17 protein-coding genes and 1 pseudogene are annotated in these 19669 nt (G+C 44.5%); 13 read left to right on the top strand and 5 right to left on the bottom strand.

Features of this window, described 5'->3' with window-relative positions:
* The first annotated feature begins 98 nt into the window (after nucleotides 1-98).
* Both uvrA and PENNN9_RS08860 read left to right on the top strand, forming a co-directional pair.
* Nucleotides 99-3005, top strand: coding sequence for an excinuclease ABC subunit UvrA (gene uvrA / locus PENNN9_RS08855; protein ID WP_058369337.1), 2907 nt, complete (start codon nucleotides 99-101; stop codon nucleotides 3003-3005).
* 361 nt (nucleotides 3006-3366) lie between these two features.
* The gene (locus tag PENNN9_RS08860; protein WP_058369338.1) at nucleotides 3367-3861 is read left to right on the top strand and encodes an REP-associated tyrosine transposase; all 495 of its coding nucleotides are present in this window, start codon (nucleotides 3367-3369) and stop codon (nucleotides 3859-3861) included.
* Nucleotides 3862-3956: 95 nt separating this feature from the next.
* On the opposite strand, the gene PENNN9_RS08865 is transcribed toward PENNN9_RS08860, so the two are convergent.
* Nucleotides 3957-4238, bottom strand: a complete 282-nt coding sequence (locus PENNN9_RS08865) for a DUF503 domain-containing protein (protein WP_058369339.1) — start codon at nucleotides 4236-4238, stop codon at nucleotides 3957-3959.
* A 130-nt stretch (nucleotides 4239-4368) separates the two neighbouring features.
* Between PENNN9_RS08865 and PENNN9_RS08870 the strand changes: the two genes are divergently transcribed.
* The 4 genes and pseudogenes from PENNN9_RS08870 to PENNN9_RS08885 all read left to right on the top strand — a co-directional run bounded on the left by PENNN9_RS08870 (nucleotide 4369) and on the right by PENNN9_RS08885 (nucleotide 7608).
* On the top strand, nucleotides 4369-5169 hold the full coding sequence (locus PENNN9_RS08870) for a threonine/serine ThrE exporter family protein (protein ID WP_058369340.1): 801 nt from the start codon (nucleotides 4369-4371) through the stop codon (nucleotides 5167-5169).
* 1 nt (nucleotide 5170) lies between these two features.
* A pseudogene (locus PENNN9_RS13570) lies at nucleotides 5171-5624 on the top strand (threonine/serine exporter family protein).
* 269 nt (nucleotides 5625-5893) lie between these two features.
* Nucleotides 5894-7249, top strand: a complete 1356-nt coding sequence (gene gorA / locus PENNN9_RS08880) for a glutathione-disulfide reductase (RefSeq protein WP_058369341.1) — start codon at nucleotides 5894-5896, stop codon at nucleotides 7247-7249.
* Nucleotides 7250-7446: 197 nt separating this feature from the next.
* Nucleotides 7447-7608, top strand: coding sequence for a hypothetical protein (locus PENNN9_RS08885; RefSeq protein ID WP_227511776.1), 162 nt, complete (start codon nucleotides 7447-7449; stop codon nucleotides 7606-7608).
* Between the two features lie 29 nt (nucleotides 7609-7637).
* On the opposite strand, the gene PENNN9_RS08890 is transcribed toward PENNN9_RS08885, so the two are convergent.
* Nucleotides 7638-8279, bottom strand: a complete 642-nt coding sequence (locus PENNN9_RS08890) for a GNAT family N-acetyltransferase (RefSeq protein WP_058369342.1) — start codon at nucleotides 8277-8279, stop codon at nucleotides 7638-7640.
* 91 nt (nucleotides 8280-8370) lie between these two features.
* Nucleotides 8371-10008, bottom strand: coding sequence for an FAD-dependent oxidoreductase (locus PENNN9_RS08895; protein ID WP_058369343.1), 1638 nt, complete (start codon nucleotides 10006-10008; stop codon nucleotides 8371-8373).
* A gap of 387 nt (nucleotides 10009-10395) precedes the next feature.
* Between PENNN9_RS08895 and truD the strand changes: the two genes are divergently transcribed.
* Nucleotides 10396-11655 (top strand): tRNA pseudouridine(13) synthase TruD, encoded by a 1260-nt coding sequence (gene truD / locus PENNN9_RS08900; protein WP_082638052.1) that lies wholly within the window; start codon nucleotides 10396-10398, stop codon nucleotides 11653-11655.
* Between the two features lie 40 nt (nucleotides 11656-11695).
* Here the strand turns inward: truD and PENNN9_RS08905 are convergent, their stop codons facing one another.
* The gene (locus PENNN9_RS08905) at nucleotides 11696-13222 is read right to left on the bottom strand and encodes a sensor domain-containing diguanylate cyclase (RefSeq protein WP_227511777.1); all 1527 of its coding nucleotides are present in this window, start codon (nucleotides 13220-13222) and stop codon (nucleotides 11696-11698) included.
* A gap of 352 nt (nucleotides 13223-13574) precedes the next feature.
* On the bottom strand, nucleotides 13575-14459 hold the full coding sequence (locus PENNN9_RS08910) for a PHP domain-containing protein (RefSeq protein ID WP_058369344.1): 885 nt from the start codon (nucleotides 14457-14459) through the stop codon (nucleotides 13575-13577).
* A gap of 190 nt (nucleotides 14460-14649) precedes the next feature.
* Here PENNN9_RS08910 and PENNN9_RS08915 point away from each other — a divergent pair, with 190 nt between their 5' ends.
* The 6 genes from PENNN9_RS08915 (at nucleotide 14650) to PENNN9_RS08940 (ending at nucleotide 19582) form a co-directional block, all read left to right on the top strand.
* Nucleotides 14650-15201, top strand: coding sequence for an inner membrane-spanning protein YciB (locus tag PENNN9_RS08915; RefSeq protein WP_058369345.1), 552 nt, complete (start codon nucleotides 14650-14652; stop codon nucleotides 15199-15201).
* A gap of 192 nt (nucleotides 15202-15393) precedes the next feature.
* Nucleotides 15394-15723, top strand: a complete 330-nt coding sequence (locus tag PENNN9_RS08920) for a YciI family protein (protein ID WP_058369346.1) — start codon at nucleotides 15394-15396, stop codon at nucleotides 15721-15723.
* Nucleotides 15720-16163: a hypothetical protein gene (locus tag PENNN9_RS08925; protein ID WP_058369347.1), complete on the top strand. Its 444-nt coding sequence runs from the start codon at nucleotides 15720-15722 to the stop codon at nucleotides 16161-16163. Before PENNN9_RS08920 ends, PENNN9_RS08925 begins: the two co-directional genes overlap by 4 nt.
* Before the next feature lie 174 nt (nucleotides 16164-16337).
* Complete coding sequence (gene mnmC / locus PENNN9_RS08930) at nucleotides 16338-18329, top strand: FAD-dependent 5-carboxymethylaminomethyl-2-thiouridine(34) oxidoreductase MnmC (RefSeq protein ID WP_227511778.1); 1992 nt, start codon at nucleotides 16338-16340, stop codon at nucleotides 18327-18329.
* Between the two features lie 103 nt (nucleotides 18330-18432).
* On the top strand, nucleotides 18433-18870 hold the full coding sequence (locus PENNN9_RS08935; protein ID WP_058369348.1) for a secondary thiamine-phosphate synthase enzyme YjbQ: 438 nt from the start codon (nucleotides 18433-18435) through the stop codon (nucleotides 18868-18870).
* Nucleotides 18871-18946: 76 nt separating this feature from the next.
* A complete protein-coding gene (locus PENNN9_RS08940; protein ID WP_058369349.1) occupies nucleotides 18947-19582 on the top strand; it encodes a hypothetical protein in 636 nt (211 codons plus the stop codon).
* Nucleotides 19583-19669 lie beyond the last annotated feature (87 nt).

Here is a 19669-nt window from a genome sequence, read left to right on the forward strand (position 1 = left end):
AGTAGCATCCTTATGTCATTTAATTTGTTTCACATTTTATGACCATACACATATAGTTGTTTTAATAACGTTTTTAGCAAATAGGAAACCTGTAACCGATGGCAAATGACCACATTGCAATACGCGGCGCCCGCACTCATAACCTAAAAAACATCGATCTGGACATCCCACGTGATAAGTTCGTGGTAATTACAGGCTTATCTGGCTCTGGTAAGTCGTCTTTGGCATTTGACACCCTATATGCTGAAGGACAACGCCGTTATGTCGAAAGCCTGTCCGCCTATGCGCGTCAGTTTTTATCACAAATGGAGAAGCCCGAAGTCGATAGTATCGAAGGACTCTCTCCTGCCATTGCCATTGAGCAAAAATCAACCAATCATAATCCGCGCTCAACCGTCGGAACGATTACGGAGATTTACGATTATTTGCGCCTGCTTTATGCCCGTATCGGCACGCCTTATTGCCCTGAGCATGGCGAACCCATGGTTGCCCAATCAGTGACTGAAATGGTCGATCAGGTCATGGCATTGCCTACTGATACCAAGCTTATGATACTGGCTCCTGTGATTCGTGAGCGCAAAGGCGAGCATACAGTCTTGCTCGAGCAATTAATTGGACAAGGCTTTGTGCGCGTGCGTGTCGATGGCGACGTCTATGATACTGACGAGCTACCCACGCTCGATAAAAAGAAAAAACACACCATCGAAGTCGTCGTCGATCGCTTTAAAGTCCGTGACGACTTGGGTAACCGTGTCGCTGAAAGTTTGGAGACTGCCCTGCGCTTGGGTCAAGGTCTTGTCACGCTACACTTTATGGATGGCAATCCTACCGAGGGCGGGGACGCCAATCAAGTCATGTCGTCGAAGCACTCATGCCCTGTCTGTGACCGAGCAGTACCTGAGCTTGAACCGCGGATGTTTAGTTTTAACAACCCATACGGCGCTTGCCCAAGCTGCGATGGTTTAGGTAAACGTCAGTACTTCGCTGCTGAGAAGCTGATTACCCATCATGAAAAATCGCTCAACCAAGGCGCAATCAATGGTTGGGACAAACGTCATGCGTACTATTTTGGTCTGCTCTCTACCGTCTGCAAGCACTTTGACATCGATATGGATACGCCATGGCAAGCGCTGTCATCAAAGCAGCAAGACCTTATCATGCACGGCTCTGGTAAGGAAAAGCTGTCCTTTAACTTCACCGATGAGCGTGGTCGTAAGACCAATAAGACGGTACCATTTGAAGGCGTACTGCCCTATCTTGAGCGTCGTTATGCCAAGACCCAAAGTAACCTTGTGCGTGATGAGCTGGCAAAGTATCTGGCTGATACTACCTGTAACGTCTGCGATGGTGCGCGTCTCAATGAAATTTCACGCAACGTGCGGGTCGATGAGCAAACTATCGCTGAGATCGTTAAGCTGTCCATTGGCGATGCAGCTGATTACTATAAAACCTTAAAGATTGGCGGTCATAAAGGCGAAGTCGCAGAAAAAATCTTTAAAGAGATTAATGAGCGCTTGAACTTCCTCGTCAGTGTCGGGCTAGATTATCTGACCCTTGCTCGCTCTGCCGAGACGTTATCGGGCGGGGAGGCACAGCGTATCCGTCTTGCCAGCCAAATCGGAGCGGGTCTCATGGGCGTGATGTATGTACTCGATGAGCCATCTATTGGTTTGCATCAGCGTGACAATGATCGCTTGCTTAAAACCCTAACGCGGCTGCGTGACTTGGGTAATACCGTCCTTGTCGTCGAGCACGACGAAGACGCCATACGTCAAGCCGATCACGTCATCGATATCGGTGTCGGTGCCGGCGTGCACGGCGGTCACATCATCGCGCAAGGTACGATCGATGAGATCATGGCGACCCCAGACTCGCTGACCGGACAATACATGTCTGGTGAGAAAAAAATTGAAATTCCTACCATTCGTCATAAGGCTAAAACAGTAGAAGTTGAAGCTAAAGGTAAAGCCAAACCCAAAAAAGTACCGATGACGATTGAGCTAAAAGGCGCGTCTGGTAATAATCTAAAAGATGTCGATCTGAGCTTGCCAGTTGGTGTGATGACCTGTATCACTGGCGTATCAGGCTCGGGTAAATCAACCTTGATCAACCGTACCTTGATGCCGATTGCAGCGACTCAGTTGAACAATGCGTCTACCCTTATCGCGGATAAACATGACAGCATCAGTGGCCTTGAGCATTTGGACAAAATGGTCGATATCGACCAAAGCCCAATCGGTCGTACGCCGCGCTCAAACCCTGCGACCTATACAGGAGTATTTACCCCTGTACGTGAAATGTTCGCCCAAACGCAAGAAGCCCGCGCACGTGGTTATAAACCAGGTCGCTTTAGCTTCAACGTAAAAGGCGGTCGCTGTGAGATGTGTCAAGGCGATGGTCTCATCAAAGTTGAGATGCACTTTTTGCCTGATATGTATGTGCCGTGTGATACCTGCGAAGGCAAACGCTATAATCGCGAAACTTTAGAGATTCACTATAAAGGCAAGAGCATCGCTGAAGTGCTCGATATGACCGTTGAAGATGCCACTGAGTTCTTCTCAGCGATCCCAGCGATTTATCGCCGTCTACAAGCGCTCATGGATGTCGGTCTTGGCTATATTCGCTTGGGTCAGTCTGCGCCGACGCTGTCTGGCGGTGAAGCACAGCGGGTCAAACTGGCACGTGAGCTTGCTAAACGCGATACGGGGCAAACGCTGTATATCTTGGATGAGCCGACTACTGGTTTGCATTTCCATGATATTGATAAGCTGCTCAATATCTTACATGCCCTACGTGATAAAGGTAATACCATCGTGGTCATCGAGCACAATCTTGACGTTATCAAAACGGCCGATTGGGTCATTGATCTTGGTCCTGAAGGCGGTAAAGGTGGCGGACTGATTATTGCGGAAGGAACGCCAGAGGAAGTGGCAGAAGTGAAAGGCTCGTATACGGGTGAGTTCTTAAAGCCGATGCTTAAGCAGGGGTTAAAAGAAGTCAGCTAAGACAGGTTAGTGAATGATTGATAAAAGGCCACTCTTTAGGGAGTGGCCTTTTTTATAGTAGAAGTTTGTAGATAATCCTACCAATTACCTTTATTTTTCTAAATGATACAAACTTCTTCAACGCTAAAGGTATTAGCTCGTAGGTTGGGTTGACGAAGGAAACCCAACGATTCATATTATACAAAATTATCTATGTTGGGTCTCGTTCCTCGACACCAACCTACCTTGGGTCTCGTTCCTCGACACCAACCTACCTTGCATTGTTCATAGTTAACATTGAATCCATCGTAGGTTGAGTGGAGCTTGCGACACCCAACAAAATTAAGTACTATCAGCTATCAATTATCATTTTTAGAATGGCATGCAATATCGAAGGCACTATCAAAAAGGAGCAACCTACTTTTTCACTATCAACCTAGCTGATAGGTCTAGCGATTTGCTAGTCAAAGAAATTGCAACACTTAGACACTCCTTCAAACTCGTTAAACAAAAACACCCCTTCTACATTGATGCCATTGTTATCTTGCCAGACCATTTGCATATGTTATGTACTATGCCAAATAATGATGCAGACTTCTCTAAACGAATAAAACTCATTAAATATTACTTTTCTTATAATATTGCCAAAACAGAATCTATTTCGAGTAGTAGACTTAAAAAAAGCGAGCGTGGTATTTGGCAACGTCGATTTTGGGAGCATTGCATTCGCGATGAATCAGACTATCGAGCACATATTGACTATATTCATATGAACCCTATTAAACATGGGTATGTTAAACAGGTTAAAGACTGGCAATATTCTTCATTTCATCGATTTGTGGCAGATGGCTTGCTTCCTATCAATTGGGGCGGGTGAGGATATTCTTTTTTAAAGTAAATGTTGGGTGTCGCAAGCTCCACCCAACCTACAAGTTAGATATTTTTTAGAGTTAAAATATAAAACCAACTCACCTAAATAAACTCCCGCTCAACATTCATCACCCGCGCATCTACTGTCCGCTCTATCTTCTCTTCGATTTGACTGCATTGCGACTCGACCTCACGCTTAGACAGCCCCACTATCACAAACGTCCACTCGCTGGCATCATGCCGATCACGCTCACCGCTTTCACAGACAGCGATGCTTGGCGTATTGCCAAAGCGCGCATGCAATCCGCCCATCCGTTGACGCTTTTCTTTTAGTGAGCTACAGCCCGGTAGCGCAAAAGTTAGGGTTAAGATAGCGATATGCATTTTATGCTCCTTACCAAAAAAGTTTATACTTTATAGTAGCATCAAATATAATGTCCGATAATGCCTGCGCGTCAGCATCTAGACCCTTTATAATAGCGTACCAATACCAACCAACATACGTATCTCGCCCATGACCTCTATCAGCTACGTACAGCAGCAGCGCATCACTCGACTATGCGTGCGCTGCGGATTACTTCTTATGCAGTATGGCGCTGAGTCTGCTGTGGTGGTGGACTTGTCTAAACGTTTGGGATTTGCTTTGGGCATGAGTAGCGTCGAATGTTCGCTTAATTTTAATGCCATTACCTTGACGACCATCTGTAATGAGCGCTGTATCACCACTACCAGAGACACCATCAATCAAAGCATTAATGTCAATTTATTGGTACAAATCCAGCAAATCGTTAATAAAACCGAAGCTGCGAAGCGTAATGACAAGCTACAGTCTGAGCTGACTGACCGCACCACCCGTGCCTTTGATGAGTTAGATAAAGCAGTATACCCAACGTGGCTGGTAGGCATATTCGTTGGTGCATCTTGTGCTGCGTTTGCGAATCTTAACGGCGGTAGCTTATCGATTACCGCCGTAACCTTTATCGCAGGCATGGTAGCGATGTTTACCCGCATATATTTGGCTAAGCACCATTTCAATCCCTTTATCACGGTCATCGTGACGGCTTTTATCGCCTCTTTAATTGGGGCGACGACTTACTATTTTGATATTGGTAATAATGCTGATATTGCGGTTGCCTCGAGCGTGCTATTACTGGTGCCAAGCTTTCCTTTGATTAACTCTTTCTCAGACATTCTAAAGGGCTATGTCAATATCGGCGTTGGACGTGCCGTTTTTACCTATATGTTGACTTTGTCAGCGTGCGTTGGCATCGTGATGGCGCTGATCTTACTGCAAATACAACACTGGGGATTTTGATATGTGGTTCATCGAAACCGTGGTGCTGTCATGTATTATTACCCTTGGTTGGACGCTGATGTTTAGCGTACCCAAACGCTATATTTTGCCCTGTTTGCTGATGACTGCATTTGGCTTTGGGCTAAAAACAGCGCTGGTCTATCAACATATCCATCTGGTGGTAGCCAGCTTTTTTGGGGCGATGCTTGCCAGCTTTTTGGGCGTCTACTTTTCTAAAAAAATATACCCTACCGCCCAAAGCATTAATCTCACCAAGCGTCATCTGTATGATGCCAGGTATCGCCGCTTATAAGGCGATGGTCAGCATGGTACAGATTGGCTATTTTGGTTTTTCAGACGAGTTATTTAGCCAAATGATGGTGTATTTGTTTGAAGCCTTATTTGTGACCTCAGGATTGGTACTGGGCTTATCCATTCCCGGGCTATTATTTTATAGACGGCGCGCCATTGTTTAAGTGGGTTTAAATGGCGGCTATTTTACTTAAAGACTTTTATAAATTGATCCTTGGCTCCCAACTTAGGTAAAATGCTGGGCTAAAAACCCAGCCTACGCCAAGAAAAATAAATAATTGAGATTGGATTATTAATACTACTTGGCACGCCTTAAGCATGAAAAAACTTGTAAGATATACTCTCATACCCATTACAGTAAAGTTCACAATAAAACTAAACAACAATCGCATTCATATTATTCATCACAAGCATTGACTAAAGAGACTCAACCATGACAAAACATTATGACTATATCGCCATTGGTGGCGGTAGCGGCGGCATTGCCTCCATCAATCGCGCGGCAAGCTATGGCAAAAAATGCGCCATTATCGAAGCGGAGCAGTTAGGCGGTACTTGCGTCAATTGGGGCTGTGTGCCCAAAAAGGTCATGTGGTACGGCGCGCAAGTAGCCGAAGCCATCGAAAAGTATGCACCAGATTATGGCTTTGATGTCGAGTTAAAGGGCTTTGATTTTCAAAAGCTAGTCAATAGCCGTCAGCAATATATCCAAAACATTCACCGCGCTTATGATAATAACTTGGCGAAAAATGGCGTGGAAGTGATAAAAGGCTTTGCCAAGTTTGTCGATACCAATACGGTCGAAGTTAATGGTGAACGCATTACTGCTGACCATATCTTGATCGCCACAGGCGGACACCCTATTCGCCCAAATATCAAAGGCACAGAACACGGCATTGATTCTGATGGTTTTTTTAGATTGAATCATCTACCAAAACGTGTGGCTATTGTCGGCGCAGGATATATCGCTGTCGAGATCGCGGGCGTGCTCAACAGCCTGGGTGCTGAAGTGCATCTTTACGTCCGTCAACACTCACCGCTGCGCTCATTTGACCATACTATCGTGGAGACTTTACTAATAGAAATGGAGCAGGATGGTATTCAACTGCACACCGATACCACACTAACGGAAGTCAATAAAAAAGAAGATGGCTGTTTAGAGTTATTTACCAAAGATGGTGCTCTTGATACCGTAGATTGCTTAATTTGGGCGATTGGCCGTGCACCTTCTACCGACAATATTAACTTAGAAGTGACAGGTGTAGAGACAACTGATAACGGTAAAATCAAGGTCGATAAATTCCAAAATACCAACGTTGAGGGCATTTATGCGGTCGGTGATATTATCGAAAACAGCATTGATTTGACCCCTGTTGCTATCGCGGCAGGTCGTAGGTTGTCTGAGCGCTTGTTTAATGATAAAACCGATGAGCATTTGGTTTATGACTTGATACCGACGGTTATCTTTACCCATCCGCCTATTGGCACGATTGGCTTGTCTGAGATTGATGCGGTCAATCATTTTGGTAAAGACAACATCAAATGCTATACCTCAACATTTACTTCTATGTACAGCGCAGTAACTCAGCATCGTCAAAAGTGTGTGATGAAGCTGGTATGTTTGGGGGATGACGAAAAGGTCATCGGTTTACATGGTATTGGCTTTGGTGTCGATGAGATGATTCAGGGTTTTGCGGTGGCGATAAAGATGGGCGCGACCAAGGCCGACTTTGATAATACGGTTGCCATTCACCCTACGGGTTCGGAAGAATTTGTGACGATGCGTTAGACAGACTGAGTTAGAAGAAAGGCTATTTTTAACGAAATGGCCTTTTTTATTGTCTATTTTTGGCTTAGTGTAAAACCATATACAGACAGCCCAAACACGTTACTGCTATGATGCCAATATCATAGATAGTTACGAGATGGTTTTATAATGGTGACGTGGCAGGTATACCTCTATATTTTACCCATAGGCCTTGGATTATGACATTGGCAGCAAGCTTGCTGTGCTTGTTTGCATACCTTATGTCGGATGACCCTGCCACGCGTTTGCCTGCTTTCAACTGGTTTAAGCGTTTAATTATTGTGGCATTTATTCTACTAAGCGTCGGGCTGTTTATGACTTTTGGGCATTTTTGGGGTTAGCTTAAGTTTGATATAGGTAGAGTTAACCTTTATGTGCTAACGATTTTCTCAAGCTCCAATAACGCTAAATCCTGACGCTTTGGCTCCCCATTATTGCCGTCATCTGGAAACGGCATCTTATTACCATTCAACTGATAACCACGGCGCTGATAATAAGCCAAGAGCTCAGGACGATGACTTAAGATAGACATGGTCAGACGACTTGGTCGATTGTTACCTTGTAAATGCCGCTCTGCAAACGTCTCGGCGGCTTGTAGTATCACATTGCCTACGCCCGCTCCTTGCAAGTCTGGATGTACCGCAAACATACCGATATACGCTTTATCCTTATCAGCGCTCGAATTTTGATCGTCTTTATTCGAGTCGGCATCGGCTTTTATATCGACGGCGATACAGCCAAGCAGCTCACCAGTTTCATCGCCATCGCACGTCCCTGTTGTGGTTTTTGGATAAACAAACAGATAGTGTTTTGGATTATCGATGATACTTGCCAGCTCAGCTTGAGTGATGCGAATGCCGCCAACTAAATCCGCTTCATTGGTCCAGCCTGCGGTTTCTCTATAACAGCGATTTAATAGCTGTTCAAGTGCGCCAATATCATCCGCTTTGGCTTGCCGTAAAAACACAGCGTCCTTACTTATATGGTTTTTATTTATAATCTCTTTATTCATACTCTGTGATATCCCTTTACTATTACGATATAAAAAGCTGACTTGGATAATCAAGCCAGCTTTAATAGTAAACCTTATCCGCCTGTAAATGCTAGCGCGATAACGCCTGCGCTTGTTCGATAATATCGTATCCTGCATTAATTTGCGCTCGCGTTGGTGCATGACCACGACGCAGCAGCTCACTAAAAGCGACCAACTCTTTGTCCCGCCCCAGTGAGATGGCAGCGCTTGCACGGGAGTTATCCTCCTCATCATCAAAGTAGTATTCGATACAGTCAAACTTGCTTGGTGTGCCAAACACAATACCGTTATCAGGAGTCGCTGCATGACCACTATAGCGCAGGCTATTACCGTACTGCGCCGACCAAAAGAACGGAATACGCTCTTCTAAAGCATTGACATTATCTTCATTCAAGATAGCCGCTGCCGCTACGATACCATGCTGCAACGCTACCCGCCAATGCTCTATACGCATGCGCCCCATCTGATTGGGAGCTTTGGCAATATCGCCAAGTGCATACACCCCATCACGCAGCTGCAAGTGATCGTCCACTTGCACGCCGTCAGGATCGTTCACCTCATTTAAAATCTCGGTACGTGGTGCTACGCCTGTACCTAATATAACCACATCTACTGCAATCGTACTGCCATCAGACAGTTTTACCCCACTCACTTCACCATTATCACTATTGATCGCATCGACGCCCGCACCAAAGGCAAAGGTGACGCCTTTTTCTTTATGCAAATCAATCAAAGCATTACTGATGCTCTCTGATACGATATTACTCATAACCCGAGCGCTACGCCCGATAATGGTGATAGAGGCGATATTTCCTGCTTGCATAAGTGATGACGCCACTTCCATACCGATAAAGCCCGTACCGACGATGACGACATGTTTACCGCTACTGGCCGCTTTAATGGCTTTGGCATCATCTAAGTCGCGCAGGGTATAAACGCCTTTGGCATCAGCGCCTTTAAATGCTGGTACTTTTGGCTGTGCCCCTGTCGCTACGACTAAAAAGTCTGCGGTTTGTTTTTCGTTCTCACCACTTTCATTTTCAATAACGATCGTTCGCTCATTAGGTTGAATGTCACTAACCGTTTGGTTTAAGCGTAGATCAATATTATTTCTATCAGCCCAATTCGGACCACCAAAAAACAGTTTATCTTCGTCTATCTGCCCGGCCATAAATGCTTTAGATAATAATGGTCGATTATAAGGTGCATTATCGTCAGCGCTAACAATGGTAATGTTGCCACCATAACCGGTATGGCGTAGCTGATGAGCAGTCATAAAACCCGCACCGCCGCCGCCCACGATAATAGTATGTGTATCAGTCAGCTTATCGTTATCTACTCGTTTATCTATCTTCGCTGATGTATTGACAGTTAAGCTATCGCCTTCATCTGTCAGCTCGTATTGGGTCAGCCCACGCATAGCAACTGGCTCTAACAGCCTCCCATCACGGCTATCAAAAGTGCCATGATGCCACGGGCAGACCACTCGATTACCACAGCGCATGCCATCACCTAAATCTGCACCAACGTGAGGACATCTGCCATCGAAAGCAAAAAACTCATCCTCATCGCGGGTAATTAAAATGATACTATCGTCATCTTGTTTGTAGGATTTCATACCGCCATTTGGGATATCAGATTTTTTGATGGTTACTAGATTTTTGGCAGCGATTTTATTATCGTCTTGGTTACTATTCACTTGGCTCATAGGTTATCCTTAACAGTTATCATTGCTTCCTAAATAAAACGTGTGGAGATAGTCGCTATACTAAAACGCAAGGGTACTGCGAACTACCATGCATTACTGAGATGAATTTTATGAAGCCTCTGTCTGCTATCTACGCTAAGCGAGAAAATTTGTACCAGTCACGTATCATAATGTCATCTATCCATTTTATTTAGTATCAACCATACATATTATCAACCATACATATAAAAAAACAGTTATATTGATAGTAACAATAACACTTAGCGTACGCTGTTTATTTGTATGTTCGCTGCGTTGCAAAACGTAATTCTCTAATACTTACTGGCCTTTGACGAATAGCTCTACCCTTTCAAGCTAAAACTCATAATCAAAATACAAGACGACTTTATGACTTCTCAAGATAACTGGAACGAAATAACAGATAAATCTATTTCTCAGCCTGCTTTAAACCATCAGCCAGCTAATAACGAGCTGGCTATTACAAATGATGATACTGCACACATCGATATCAAAGCCGCGACAGATACCGCACAGCTCCCGCAGCCAGTACCGCCGCCTATCAAACAAGCGACTTACAAGTCCCATAACACAGATTTTGTTGTCAACGAACTCTTGCCACTCGACTTCACTGGCGAAGGCGAGCATCTATGGCTACATATTGAAAAATCAGGGATAAATACGGCGTATTTGGCAAAATTGCTATCAGAATGGGCAGAGATTCCGTTGCGTGATGTCGGTTATTCGGGCCTCAAAGACCGTCACGCACTGACGACGCAGTGGTTTAGCCTGCGAATACCCAAAAAGCAGTTGCCTGCGACTGAGTTTGCGCCAGTAGATATCGGTGAGCGTGAGTCGGTCACCATCATTGCCCAGCATTGGCATAATAAAAAATTAGGACGCGGCACGCATAGGGCCAATCAGTTTATTATCACCTTACGTAATATTAAATTAGAAGGTAGCGATAAGGCATCAGTAGATCAGCATTTGCAAAATATCAGCGCAAGCGGTGTGCCCAATTACTTTGGCCCGCAGCGCTTTGGATGGCATGGTAACAATATCACAGAGGCTTTGAGACTGTTTGCCCGTCCAGCACCTGCCTTTAAACCTCAGACAAAAAAGAGCAAACGTAAACGCGTACCACGCGAGCAAAACGCGATGGAGCTATCTGCCGCGCGCAGCTTACTATTTAATGAGATATTGGCAGCCAGAGTCCGCGCAGGCAACTGGAATACCGGACTTGCCGGTGAAGTGTTTAATTTAGATGGTTCAGGTTCGATATTTGCCAGTGAAGAGATAGACGAGTCGCTGTGTGCGCGTGTTGCCAGTGGTGATATTCATCCAACTGGTGTGCTTTGGGGCGTGGGTAACGACAAAGTCAGCGGCACAGCAGCTCAGCTTGAAAATGATGTGATACAAAATAATCCACTGCTGACGCAGCTAGCAGCAGGCTTAGAGCAGCGCGATGTCAAAGCCCAGAGACGCGCGCTGCGATTACCAATTGAGGCGCTAAGCTGGGAGTGGCGGGAGGAACAAAACAGTGATAAGCAAATGCTGGTATTAAACTTTACTTTGACGACTGGCAGCTTTGCGACCAGTGTATTGGCAAGCTTGGTACAACAGCTAAACATCTCATCGCCGAGTGTATAAAGATTAGCTGCTTTTTTTGAGCCATACTGATCATAACCAATCAAGTACCTGTTTTTTGGCTACTGTTTTTTCGGCTACTATATAGTGGCTTAATATTGTCTTTTGCTACTATCATATCGTTGGCACTGACGACTTGATTACGACCGCGATCTTTGGCTTCATACAATGCTTTGTCTGCGATTCTGATTAAACGCTGACAAATATCACTAGGCAACTGGGCGCGTCGCAGCTCTGATGCTGTTATAGATGCGCGATTGCTCTTACGTGACTTAATCGCTGGCAACTTCGTTAATGATGACGTGGTCATCGTCTCTTTCAATTTTATAGCCGTATATCTTTGTTTGATACATGCTCGCTCCGTATGAGTCAGTGTATAAAGCCCTAGACTCGCCGTTACACTAAAGCTTAAGCTATGATCTATTTGAAACACATGAGCCGCAATATCGCAACGCAGCTGTTCTGCAATAGCCATCGCCAGATCATGGGTCATATCAGGTAAGACGATTAAAAACTCTTCACCACCGTAACGGCTGACAATATCTGTCTCAGTGAGCTTATCTGTTAAGGTATTTGCAACTTCTTTTAATACATGATCGCCGACATCATGACCATAATTATCGTTAATGTCTTTAAACAGATCTAAATCGAGTAAGATTACGGTATAATCTTGATTTTTGGTGAGTTTGGCTAGCGTTTGGCGCATTTTAGTTAGGCCATAGCGGCGATTTTTTAGACCTGTCAGCTCATCATGATTGGCATGTTGTACGATTTGTTTTTTGCTATTATCCAAAATCAACAACAGCGTACTAAAAATATATACCATAAAAATGGCTTTGGGCAATGCCAAATACATATGCGTTGCACGCCAGAAGAATACTGAAGAGCGCCGAATCTCGTTTATACTATCCCAGCTAAGCGTACCATCTTGAAAAATAGTGGCTTCTATCGCGTTTTCGATACTCGTCATCTCACTATAGGTCTGATAATTATAGGTACCAAGCGGTAACGAGGTAATATTTAATTGACGCATGCTGGGTAAAGTGACCCCCAAATAAGGCAAAATTGCCATCAATACAATCAAATAAACTTGAAACAAGAACGCATACCAAATGTAACGACGGCGTACTAGCATCATCGCAAGCATCGTACCGCCGACGAGCGATACTCCTGAAACCAAGCTGCTATGACCCATGACCAAAACGATGACTGCAATATATAAACCATACACACAGATGAGTACGATTTGCCAATTATGCAGACGCTTATAATCGTCTCTGATACGAGATAAGTGACCTACCATCCACCAAAAGAATATCCCTATGAGCGTTATGATAATCCATATTGGATATAAGAGAGCCATATCCACATAACTATCTAACGCATCTTGTCGTAACCAGACAAATAGAAACCATAGCCAATGCATGATGATTTCCATCACAATGAATATGGCTAACAATGACGCTCTATCCGCAGCTTGCCACTCAAAAATCATTTGAGAAAGTTTTTTGTAGCCTGCTCGGTATATCGATGTAACCATATACGCGTTACCACGTGCATATTTATTCATTCTGTCACCAAGACCAATCCAAACAACATGGTTTGTGATAGGTGCTAACAGACTGATAGATGAGTTTAAAGCAATAAAGGCCTTATGCCTTGATTACTACTACATTGGTACTGAACTTAGGATATGGTAGATGACAATACTTATTAGATTAGACCTTAAATGGTTGATATGCAGTGTAATTTTAAATAAGCCGTCAATTGACGCAGCACTATACTCGTTTTCGTGAACGTAATTCTTACCTGTATAATTCTAGTATGTTTATTATTGATTTTGGCAACTTTCAAATCATTTGGCAATATGATTGTTATCAATGGTCTCTATATATGACATATGGTTAATAATTGCTCAATAATCAATGTCTGGTATTTTGAAAAAGTTGCCAAACGCCCTGTTGTTCAGTTGATAAGTCTGGCACATCTCCAATACGGCGCCATGGCATATTGCTACCATGAAAGTCACTACCAATTGAGGTAGCAAGTCTATGTTCAGCGATACTACGATCGACCATCCGGCGGGTGCTCATCGGCTCACTGGTCGCTGGCAACTCACAAGCATCACCGCCCAGCTCTGCAAACTCAGCGATGAGCTTACGTACACGCGTCGCTGAAAGCTGATAACGCGTTGGATGCGCGAGCACAGCCTTACCGCCGCACGCATGTATCAGCTCAATACCTTCAGCCATACTCAAAGCATCGATCGCCACATAAGCGGGTTTATTGTCAGCCAGATATTTATCAAAGGCTTTTTGCACGGTTTTGACATCACCGCGCTCAAACAACACCTGACCAATATGCGCCCGTCCAACCGCTTGTGGATTGCCACCTGCTTTATCAAGTATGGCTTGCCATAGCTCGTCATAGTCAATATCCAATAGCTCGCTTAGCTTTTTGGTAATTCGCTGACCGCGAGTAGCGCGGCTGTCTTGCAACTGCTGCAGCGTTGCGTGCATTTTATCTAAATCGGTAAAATCAAGTCCGACGATGTGAATGATTTTGTTGGTCGATTTATTTTTTCCATAGCCGCCACTTAGCGTATGCTCACAGCTGATTTCAACACCATTAATAAGTGTCATTCCGTATGCTGTGGCTGTCGCCCTAGCTTCGTCAATGCCCAGTAGTGTATCGTGGTCAGTCAATGCCAGTACATCAACGCCAGCAGCATGGGCACGCTGTACGACATCTGCTGGTGCATACGTGCCATCTGAACAGGTACTGTGGCAATGTAAGTCAATTTTCATAAAGTTGGCCTTAGATTTTGTTACAAATATATAGGATTGTAAAGAGCAGATAGCAGCTCAATAGAAAACGTTAATGAGATTCTCTAACACTTACTCTTATTATCAGTATGTTTGTGATGTTGATTGCTTTTTTTTGCCTCAGTAGACGTGTAAACTACTCACTACGTTTTTGTTGGACATCCCATTTGTTATGAAAGCTTTACTAGACTTCATTCCTTTGATTGCTTTTTTTGTCACTGCTCGTCAAAGTGGTATTTTGGCAGCAGCAGGTGCTTTACTTATTGCAACCATCGTCGTTTATGCAATTCATTTTGTGCGCCAAAAAGGCAAATTTGATAAACAGCAATGGGTGGTATTGATACTAACCATTTTGTTTTGCGGCGGCACACTACTTTTGCGTGATGACATCTATCTGCGCTGGAAATCACCAATTATCAACGGTATCTTTGCATTAACGCTGATTGTCAGTGCTGCGATTAATAAACCCTTGATGCAGCTTGCCATGAAAGATGTCTTTTCGCTCACGATGAGCGGTTGGAAAAAGCTAACCGTCGCTTGGGGACTGTTTTTTGCCTTTATGGGCTTTTTACATTATATCACGGCATTTACAATGTCTGATGAAGCATGGATTAACTTTAAAACTTATGGCTGGATTCCGATTATGTTGGTGTTTGTCATCGCTCAGTTTGCAGTCTTAAAAAAGCATTTAAATCCAGCTTTGACTGACAAGTCTGCAAAATAAAGAAGCATAGCCATATTTTGTGTACTAACACATACGAGTATGATCAATGACGTTTATTTTGCTATTTACCGTTTTATAATAGACGTTGAGCGGTTATTAAATTTCTATCGCTAGAATAATAAACCACTACTATTAAGTCGGCATTATTATAATTTATAACTTTTTATTCCTACTACTAACAAAGGAAGGATCATGTCTTTATTTGCTATTATCGGTCACGACGTTGCCAATAGCAGCGCACAACGTGAAATCACCCGTCCTGAACATGTCGAACGCCTGCAAGCCTTAGACCGTGCAAACCGTCTTATCATCGCAGGTCCAACACCTATCGAGCATGGCTTGGAGGCGATGTCAGGTAGCTTAATCATCGCTGACTTTGAGTCTTTGGAAGACGCGCAAGCATGGGCAAACGATGAGCCTTACTTACGGGATGGTGTATACAGTCATGTAGATATCAGACCCTTTATCCATACCTTGCCAAAAGTAGACGATAGCACCTCAAATAAAGTAGCGAAGTCGTGAATCAGCGTACATTGTCATTAAAAACTTGCTGCTATCAATATAGCCTAGCTAGTGTATTTCTAGCCATCGCTGTGTCAGTGCATGCAGTGCCATCGGTTACAAATACTGATTCGGTAGCGATGTCGACTGCCAGCAACCAAAACACTTCTGTTCAGTCAACACCAAATCAACCAGCGCCTAACCAAACATTGCCAGCTAGCAATACTCTAGCCGCACAGATTCAGCCGTCAAGCCAAGCACTATCGGCTGCCAATCAGCAACTACTTAGCCGTAATGCTCAATTGCAGCGGCAAGTGAATGACTTACAGACGCAAGTGAATGTTTTGGTTTATGAGAGCAAAGGCCAGCTGTTTTTATACGGTGCGTTTACCGTCTTGATTAGCCTGCTTGTTGGTATTTTTATCTCGTGGCTTGTGTTTGTCCGCCGTGAGCGCTGGTAGCTTTTTTTATCGCTTTCTCTAATGTGATCGTCTATGTCTAACGCCTTCCCAAAAAATAGCAGTACATCTGCCTCCTTGCCAGATAAACAGCCAGATAATCAGCCAGATAATCAGTCGCCAAACATTCACTCACCACAGCCATCTGCCATTCGCCCTGCCAAGATTGACTGGCAAATGGATGACACGGGCAACCAGGTACCGGTATCTGGTGAGTTTGGCGATGTGTATTTTTCGCATGCCGACGGTCTAGCAGAGTCACGTCATGTATTTTCGGCGCATAATCAGCTGCCAAAGAGACTGACAAACCTTGTGCCACATCAATGCTTTAGCATCGCAGAGTTGGGGTTGGGTACTGGGCTAAATTTGTTGGCAACGTGGCAGTTATGGCGAGAGCTGCGTGACATGCATCCGCACTTAGCAACAGCGAAGCTACATTTTATTACTACAGAAAAGCACCCGATACCGCTCACAGACCTCACTCAAATATTAGCTTTATGGGCACAGCGTGCGCCTGAGCTGTCTGTGCTGACTGCGCAGTTTTTAGCGGCTTATCCGCCTCTGATCGCAGGATGTCATCGTCTAAACTTCCTCGATGATAATTTGACTGTCGATATGTGGTTTGGTGATGCTGCGGATAGCTTAGCCAAATTGGCATTAGATACATCTCTACAGCCCGTTCCCTATATCCCAACACCCTATATCGATGCATGGTATTTGGACGGCTTTGCCCCTTCTTGTAATAGTACATTGTGGGCTGAAAACATCTTCGCACAAATACAGCGTCTCTCCTACCTTGGCACGACCGCAGCTACTTATAGCTGCGCCGGTATCGTCAAACGCGCGCTAAAAGACTGCGGCTTTGAGATCAAAAAAGTTAAAGGTTTTGGCCGTAAGCGCGAAATGCTAACGGCTATCGTACCTATGCCTACCGACCTGACAGACGTTAATAACAACGCTCACGACCATGCTAATAATCGATCTGCTGATAGCGTCCATACTGTAATCATTGGCGCTGGCGTCTCTGGACTGCTAACAGCATGGTCACTTGCCAATCGCGGTATCAAGGTTACCTTGACAGACAAATCAGCACCTTTAGCAGGAGCATCGGGCAATCCTCGCGCCCTACTCGCGCCTAAGATGACACCGATTCATCATGTCGATGAGCATCTGCATAGCATCGGTTATCTCTATAGCAGCCGTCTATATCGACAGCTTAATAAAGAGGCTGCAAAGCAAAATACAGCGCCGGTACTCGAGTTAACTGGCGCACTAGATTTGCTGATAAAAGCCAATATCGGCACAGAACAAATTGCAGACTATCCGGATGAGATGGCAACCACGCTATCGCTTGCGCAAGCACAAGAGACTACTGGATTAAAAACGCAAGATTTATCAGAGAATTTGTACTTACCGCAATCCGGTTTGGTCAACCCTCAAGCATTAAAAAATATAATACTGACCCATCCACTCATCCGCTTTCAGCAATTAGACGTTAGCAGTATTAACGAGATGGAAAGCTGTGTTCGTGTTGAAGGCAGTAATCAGGACAAAGGCGCGATGACTATTAGTGCCGATAATGTGGTGATTTGCGCAGCATTTGAGAGTCATAAGCTAGATCGGCGCATTTTTGATTGTCGTAAAATTCGTGGCCAGCTCTCTTGGTTTACGCCGACCGCCGCTGAGCTTACAAACTTACCAAAAGTACCACTCAAATACAGCGGCTACTGTGCCGCCTTTACCGCGCAAGCTGGCGATAACGAGTTAAACGGTGTGGTAGAAGGGGCAGCACATCTATTGTTAGGGGCGAGCTTTATACGTAATGACACAAGCACCGATATTCGTGATGAAGAACATCAAATTAGTCGTGATAAGCTCGTCACTGCCATTCCTGAGATGGAATCTGTTATTCCAGCCGATAGCAGTCTATGGCAGGGGCGCGCCGGCGTTCGAACTCAAACCCCTGATTATCATCCTATCGTAGGACGATTAGCACAAAGCCAGCGTACTTGGGTCATGAGTGCGATGGGCGCTAAAGGCTATGCGTTAGCGCCTATATGCGCTGAAACGCTTGCAGATATGATGCTAGGATCGTTTGCACCATTGTCGGCAGCGATGCTTGCACGACTATCGCCTAATCGCATACGCTTGCAGACGCCGCTTAATTAAAGCCCAAACCTAGTTTCAACTTTGTTATGACTGAGCTTTTCACACTCATGGCTATCTTGTATTATGAATCTATAAAATTGATTCTAATGACAAGAGGTATGCAATGCCCTATCACCAAACCACGCTTACCCTACCCACGTATGCGCGCGGCATTCATATCATAACGCCAATGATTGAAGATGCGCTTGTTGAGCTAATGCCCAATTCACCTAAAGCAGGTCTAGTCCACCTATTTTTACAGCATACCTCAGCCAGTCTCGCTATCAACGAAAATGCTGATCCAGATGTCAGACTAGATACCGAAGATTGGCTGAATAAAATTGCACCAGCCGATCAGCCAGAATATCGCCATACGCTAGAAGGCTCGGACGACTTGCCCGCCCATTTTAAAAGTATAATGCTTGGGGTCAGCTTAACCGTTCCACTTATCAATGGTGCATTGGGATTAGGAATGTGGCAAGGCATATATTTATGCGAGCATCGAGACAACCTTGATAAACATGGCGGACAGCGAAAGCTAGTTATTACCGTAAGCACCTAGTAATAGGTTGCCATTGAACAGCAGATTACTGCTTACTATACTCAAATAACCCATCTTAATGGATAATAACCTCATTATGAAAGCCCCTACTTTAGCTTCATTAAAAACCAAGTCCTACTTACATGTTTTTCCCGTCATTTTGTTTAGTGTACTGATACTAACTGCTTGCCAAAAGTCGCCAGAACCTGAAGCAGCTAATGAGCCACAAGCTGAAACGACCACCGTTCAAAGTACGCCTGTTAATGATGACAGTGATAACAATGATAGTGGTGCACCTATAGACAGCTCTCAAAACTCGGTTGATTCTACCGAAGAGTCAAAGAACGATGTCAGCGTAAGCGAGCTTGAAAACGATATCAAAACCGTAGAAGTAGCACCAAATACAACAGCCGCGACTCCCAACCCCGAACAAGCCATTAAAGGCGCGCAAATCACTGATGTTATTTATAAAAGCGCAGCTGGCGAATCGTTATCCGTCACTTTTGAGACCTCAGCGGCGGGCGTACTCAATGCCATTGTCACCTTGCCCAATAAATCAATGATGACCCTAAGCGCACCAGAAGGCCAAGATAACAACCCAACGTATCGCTCTACAGATGGTCATATACAGCTGGTAACTCATGCTGGTGGTAGCAGTATCGACTTGATTGAAAACAATAACGTCAAAAGCTTTGATGCTATCAGTGCTGATGCTGAAGTCGTCACTGAGTAAATTATTAAAAGACAAATAGCTTAAGCCTCTTAAAAATAATATTTTAAGCAATAAAAAAAGGCGGCAAACGTTACGTTCGTGTGCCGC

This window comes from Psychrobacter sp. ENNN9_III (assembly GCF_001462175.1).
GTDB lineage: Bacteria > Pseudomonadota > Gammaproteobacteria > Pseudomonadales > Moraxellaceae > Psychrobacter.

Bases quoted from the DNA above. Each gene is read 5' to 3' on its own strand.
- PENNN9_RS08905 (WP_227511777.1), bottom strand. From the start codon at position 13,222: ATGAATAAATATGCACGTGGTAACGCGTATATGGTTACATCGATATAC.
- PENNN9_RS08895 (WP_058369343.1), bottom strand. From the start codon at position 10,008: ATGAGCCAAGTGAATAGTAACCAAGACGATAATAAAATCGCTGCCAAA.
- truD (WP_082638052.1), top strand. From the start codon at position 10,396: ATGACTTCTCAAGATAACTGGAACGAAATAACAGATAAATCTATTTCT.
- PENNN9_RS08870 (WP_058369340.1), top strand. From the start codon at position 4,369: ATGACCTCTATCAGCTACGTACAGCAGCAGCGCATCACTCGACTATGC.
- PENNN9_RS08865 (WP_058369339.1), bottom strand. From the start codon at position 4,238: ATGCATATCGCTATCTTAACCCTAACTTTTGCGCTACCGGGCTGTAGC.
- PENNN9_RS08860 (WP_058369338.1), top strand. From the start codon at position 3,367: ATGCAATATCGAAGGCACTATCAAAAAGGAGCAACCTACTTTTTCACT.
- mnmC (WP_227511778.1), top strand. From the start codon at position 16,338: ATGGATGACACGGGCAACCAGGTACCGGTATCTGGTGAGTTTGGCGAT.
- uvrA (WP_058369337.1), top strand. From the start codon at position 99: ATGGCAAATGACCACATTGCAATACGCGGCGCCCGCACTCATAACCTA.
- PENNN9_RS08910 (WP_058369344.1), bottom strand. From the start codon at position 14,459: ATGAAAATTGACTTACATTGCCACAGTACCTGTTCAGATGGCACGTAT.
- PENNN9_RS08935 (WP_058369348.1), top strand. From the start codon at position 18,433: ATGCCCTATCACCAAACCACGCTTACCCTACCCACGTATGCGCGCGGC.
- PENNN9_RS08915 (WP_058369345.1), top strand. From the start codon at position 14,650: ATGAAAGCTTTACTAGACTTCATTCCTTTGATTGCTTTTTTTGTCACT.
- PENNN9_RS08890 (WP_058369342.1), bottom strand. From the start codon at position 8,279: ATGAATAAAGAGATTATAAATAAAAACCATATAAGTAAGGACGCTGTG.
- PENNN9_RS08885 (WP_227511776.1), top strand. From the start codon at position 7,447: ATGACATTGGCAGCAAGCTTGCTGTGCTTGTTTGCATACCTTATGTCG.
- gorA (WP_058369341.1), top strand. From the start codon at position 5,894: ATGACAAAACATTATGACTATATCGCCATTGGTGGCGGTAGCGGCGGC.
- PENNN9_RS08940 (WP_058369349.1), top strand. From the start codon at position 18,947: ATGAAAGCCCCTACTTTAGCTTCATTAAAAACCAAGTCCTACTTACAT.
- PENNN9_RS08920 (WP_058369346.1), top strand. From the start codon at position 15,394: ATGTCTTTATTTGCTATTATCGGTCACGACGTTGCCAATAGCAGCGCA.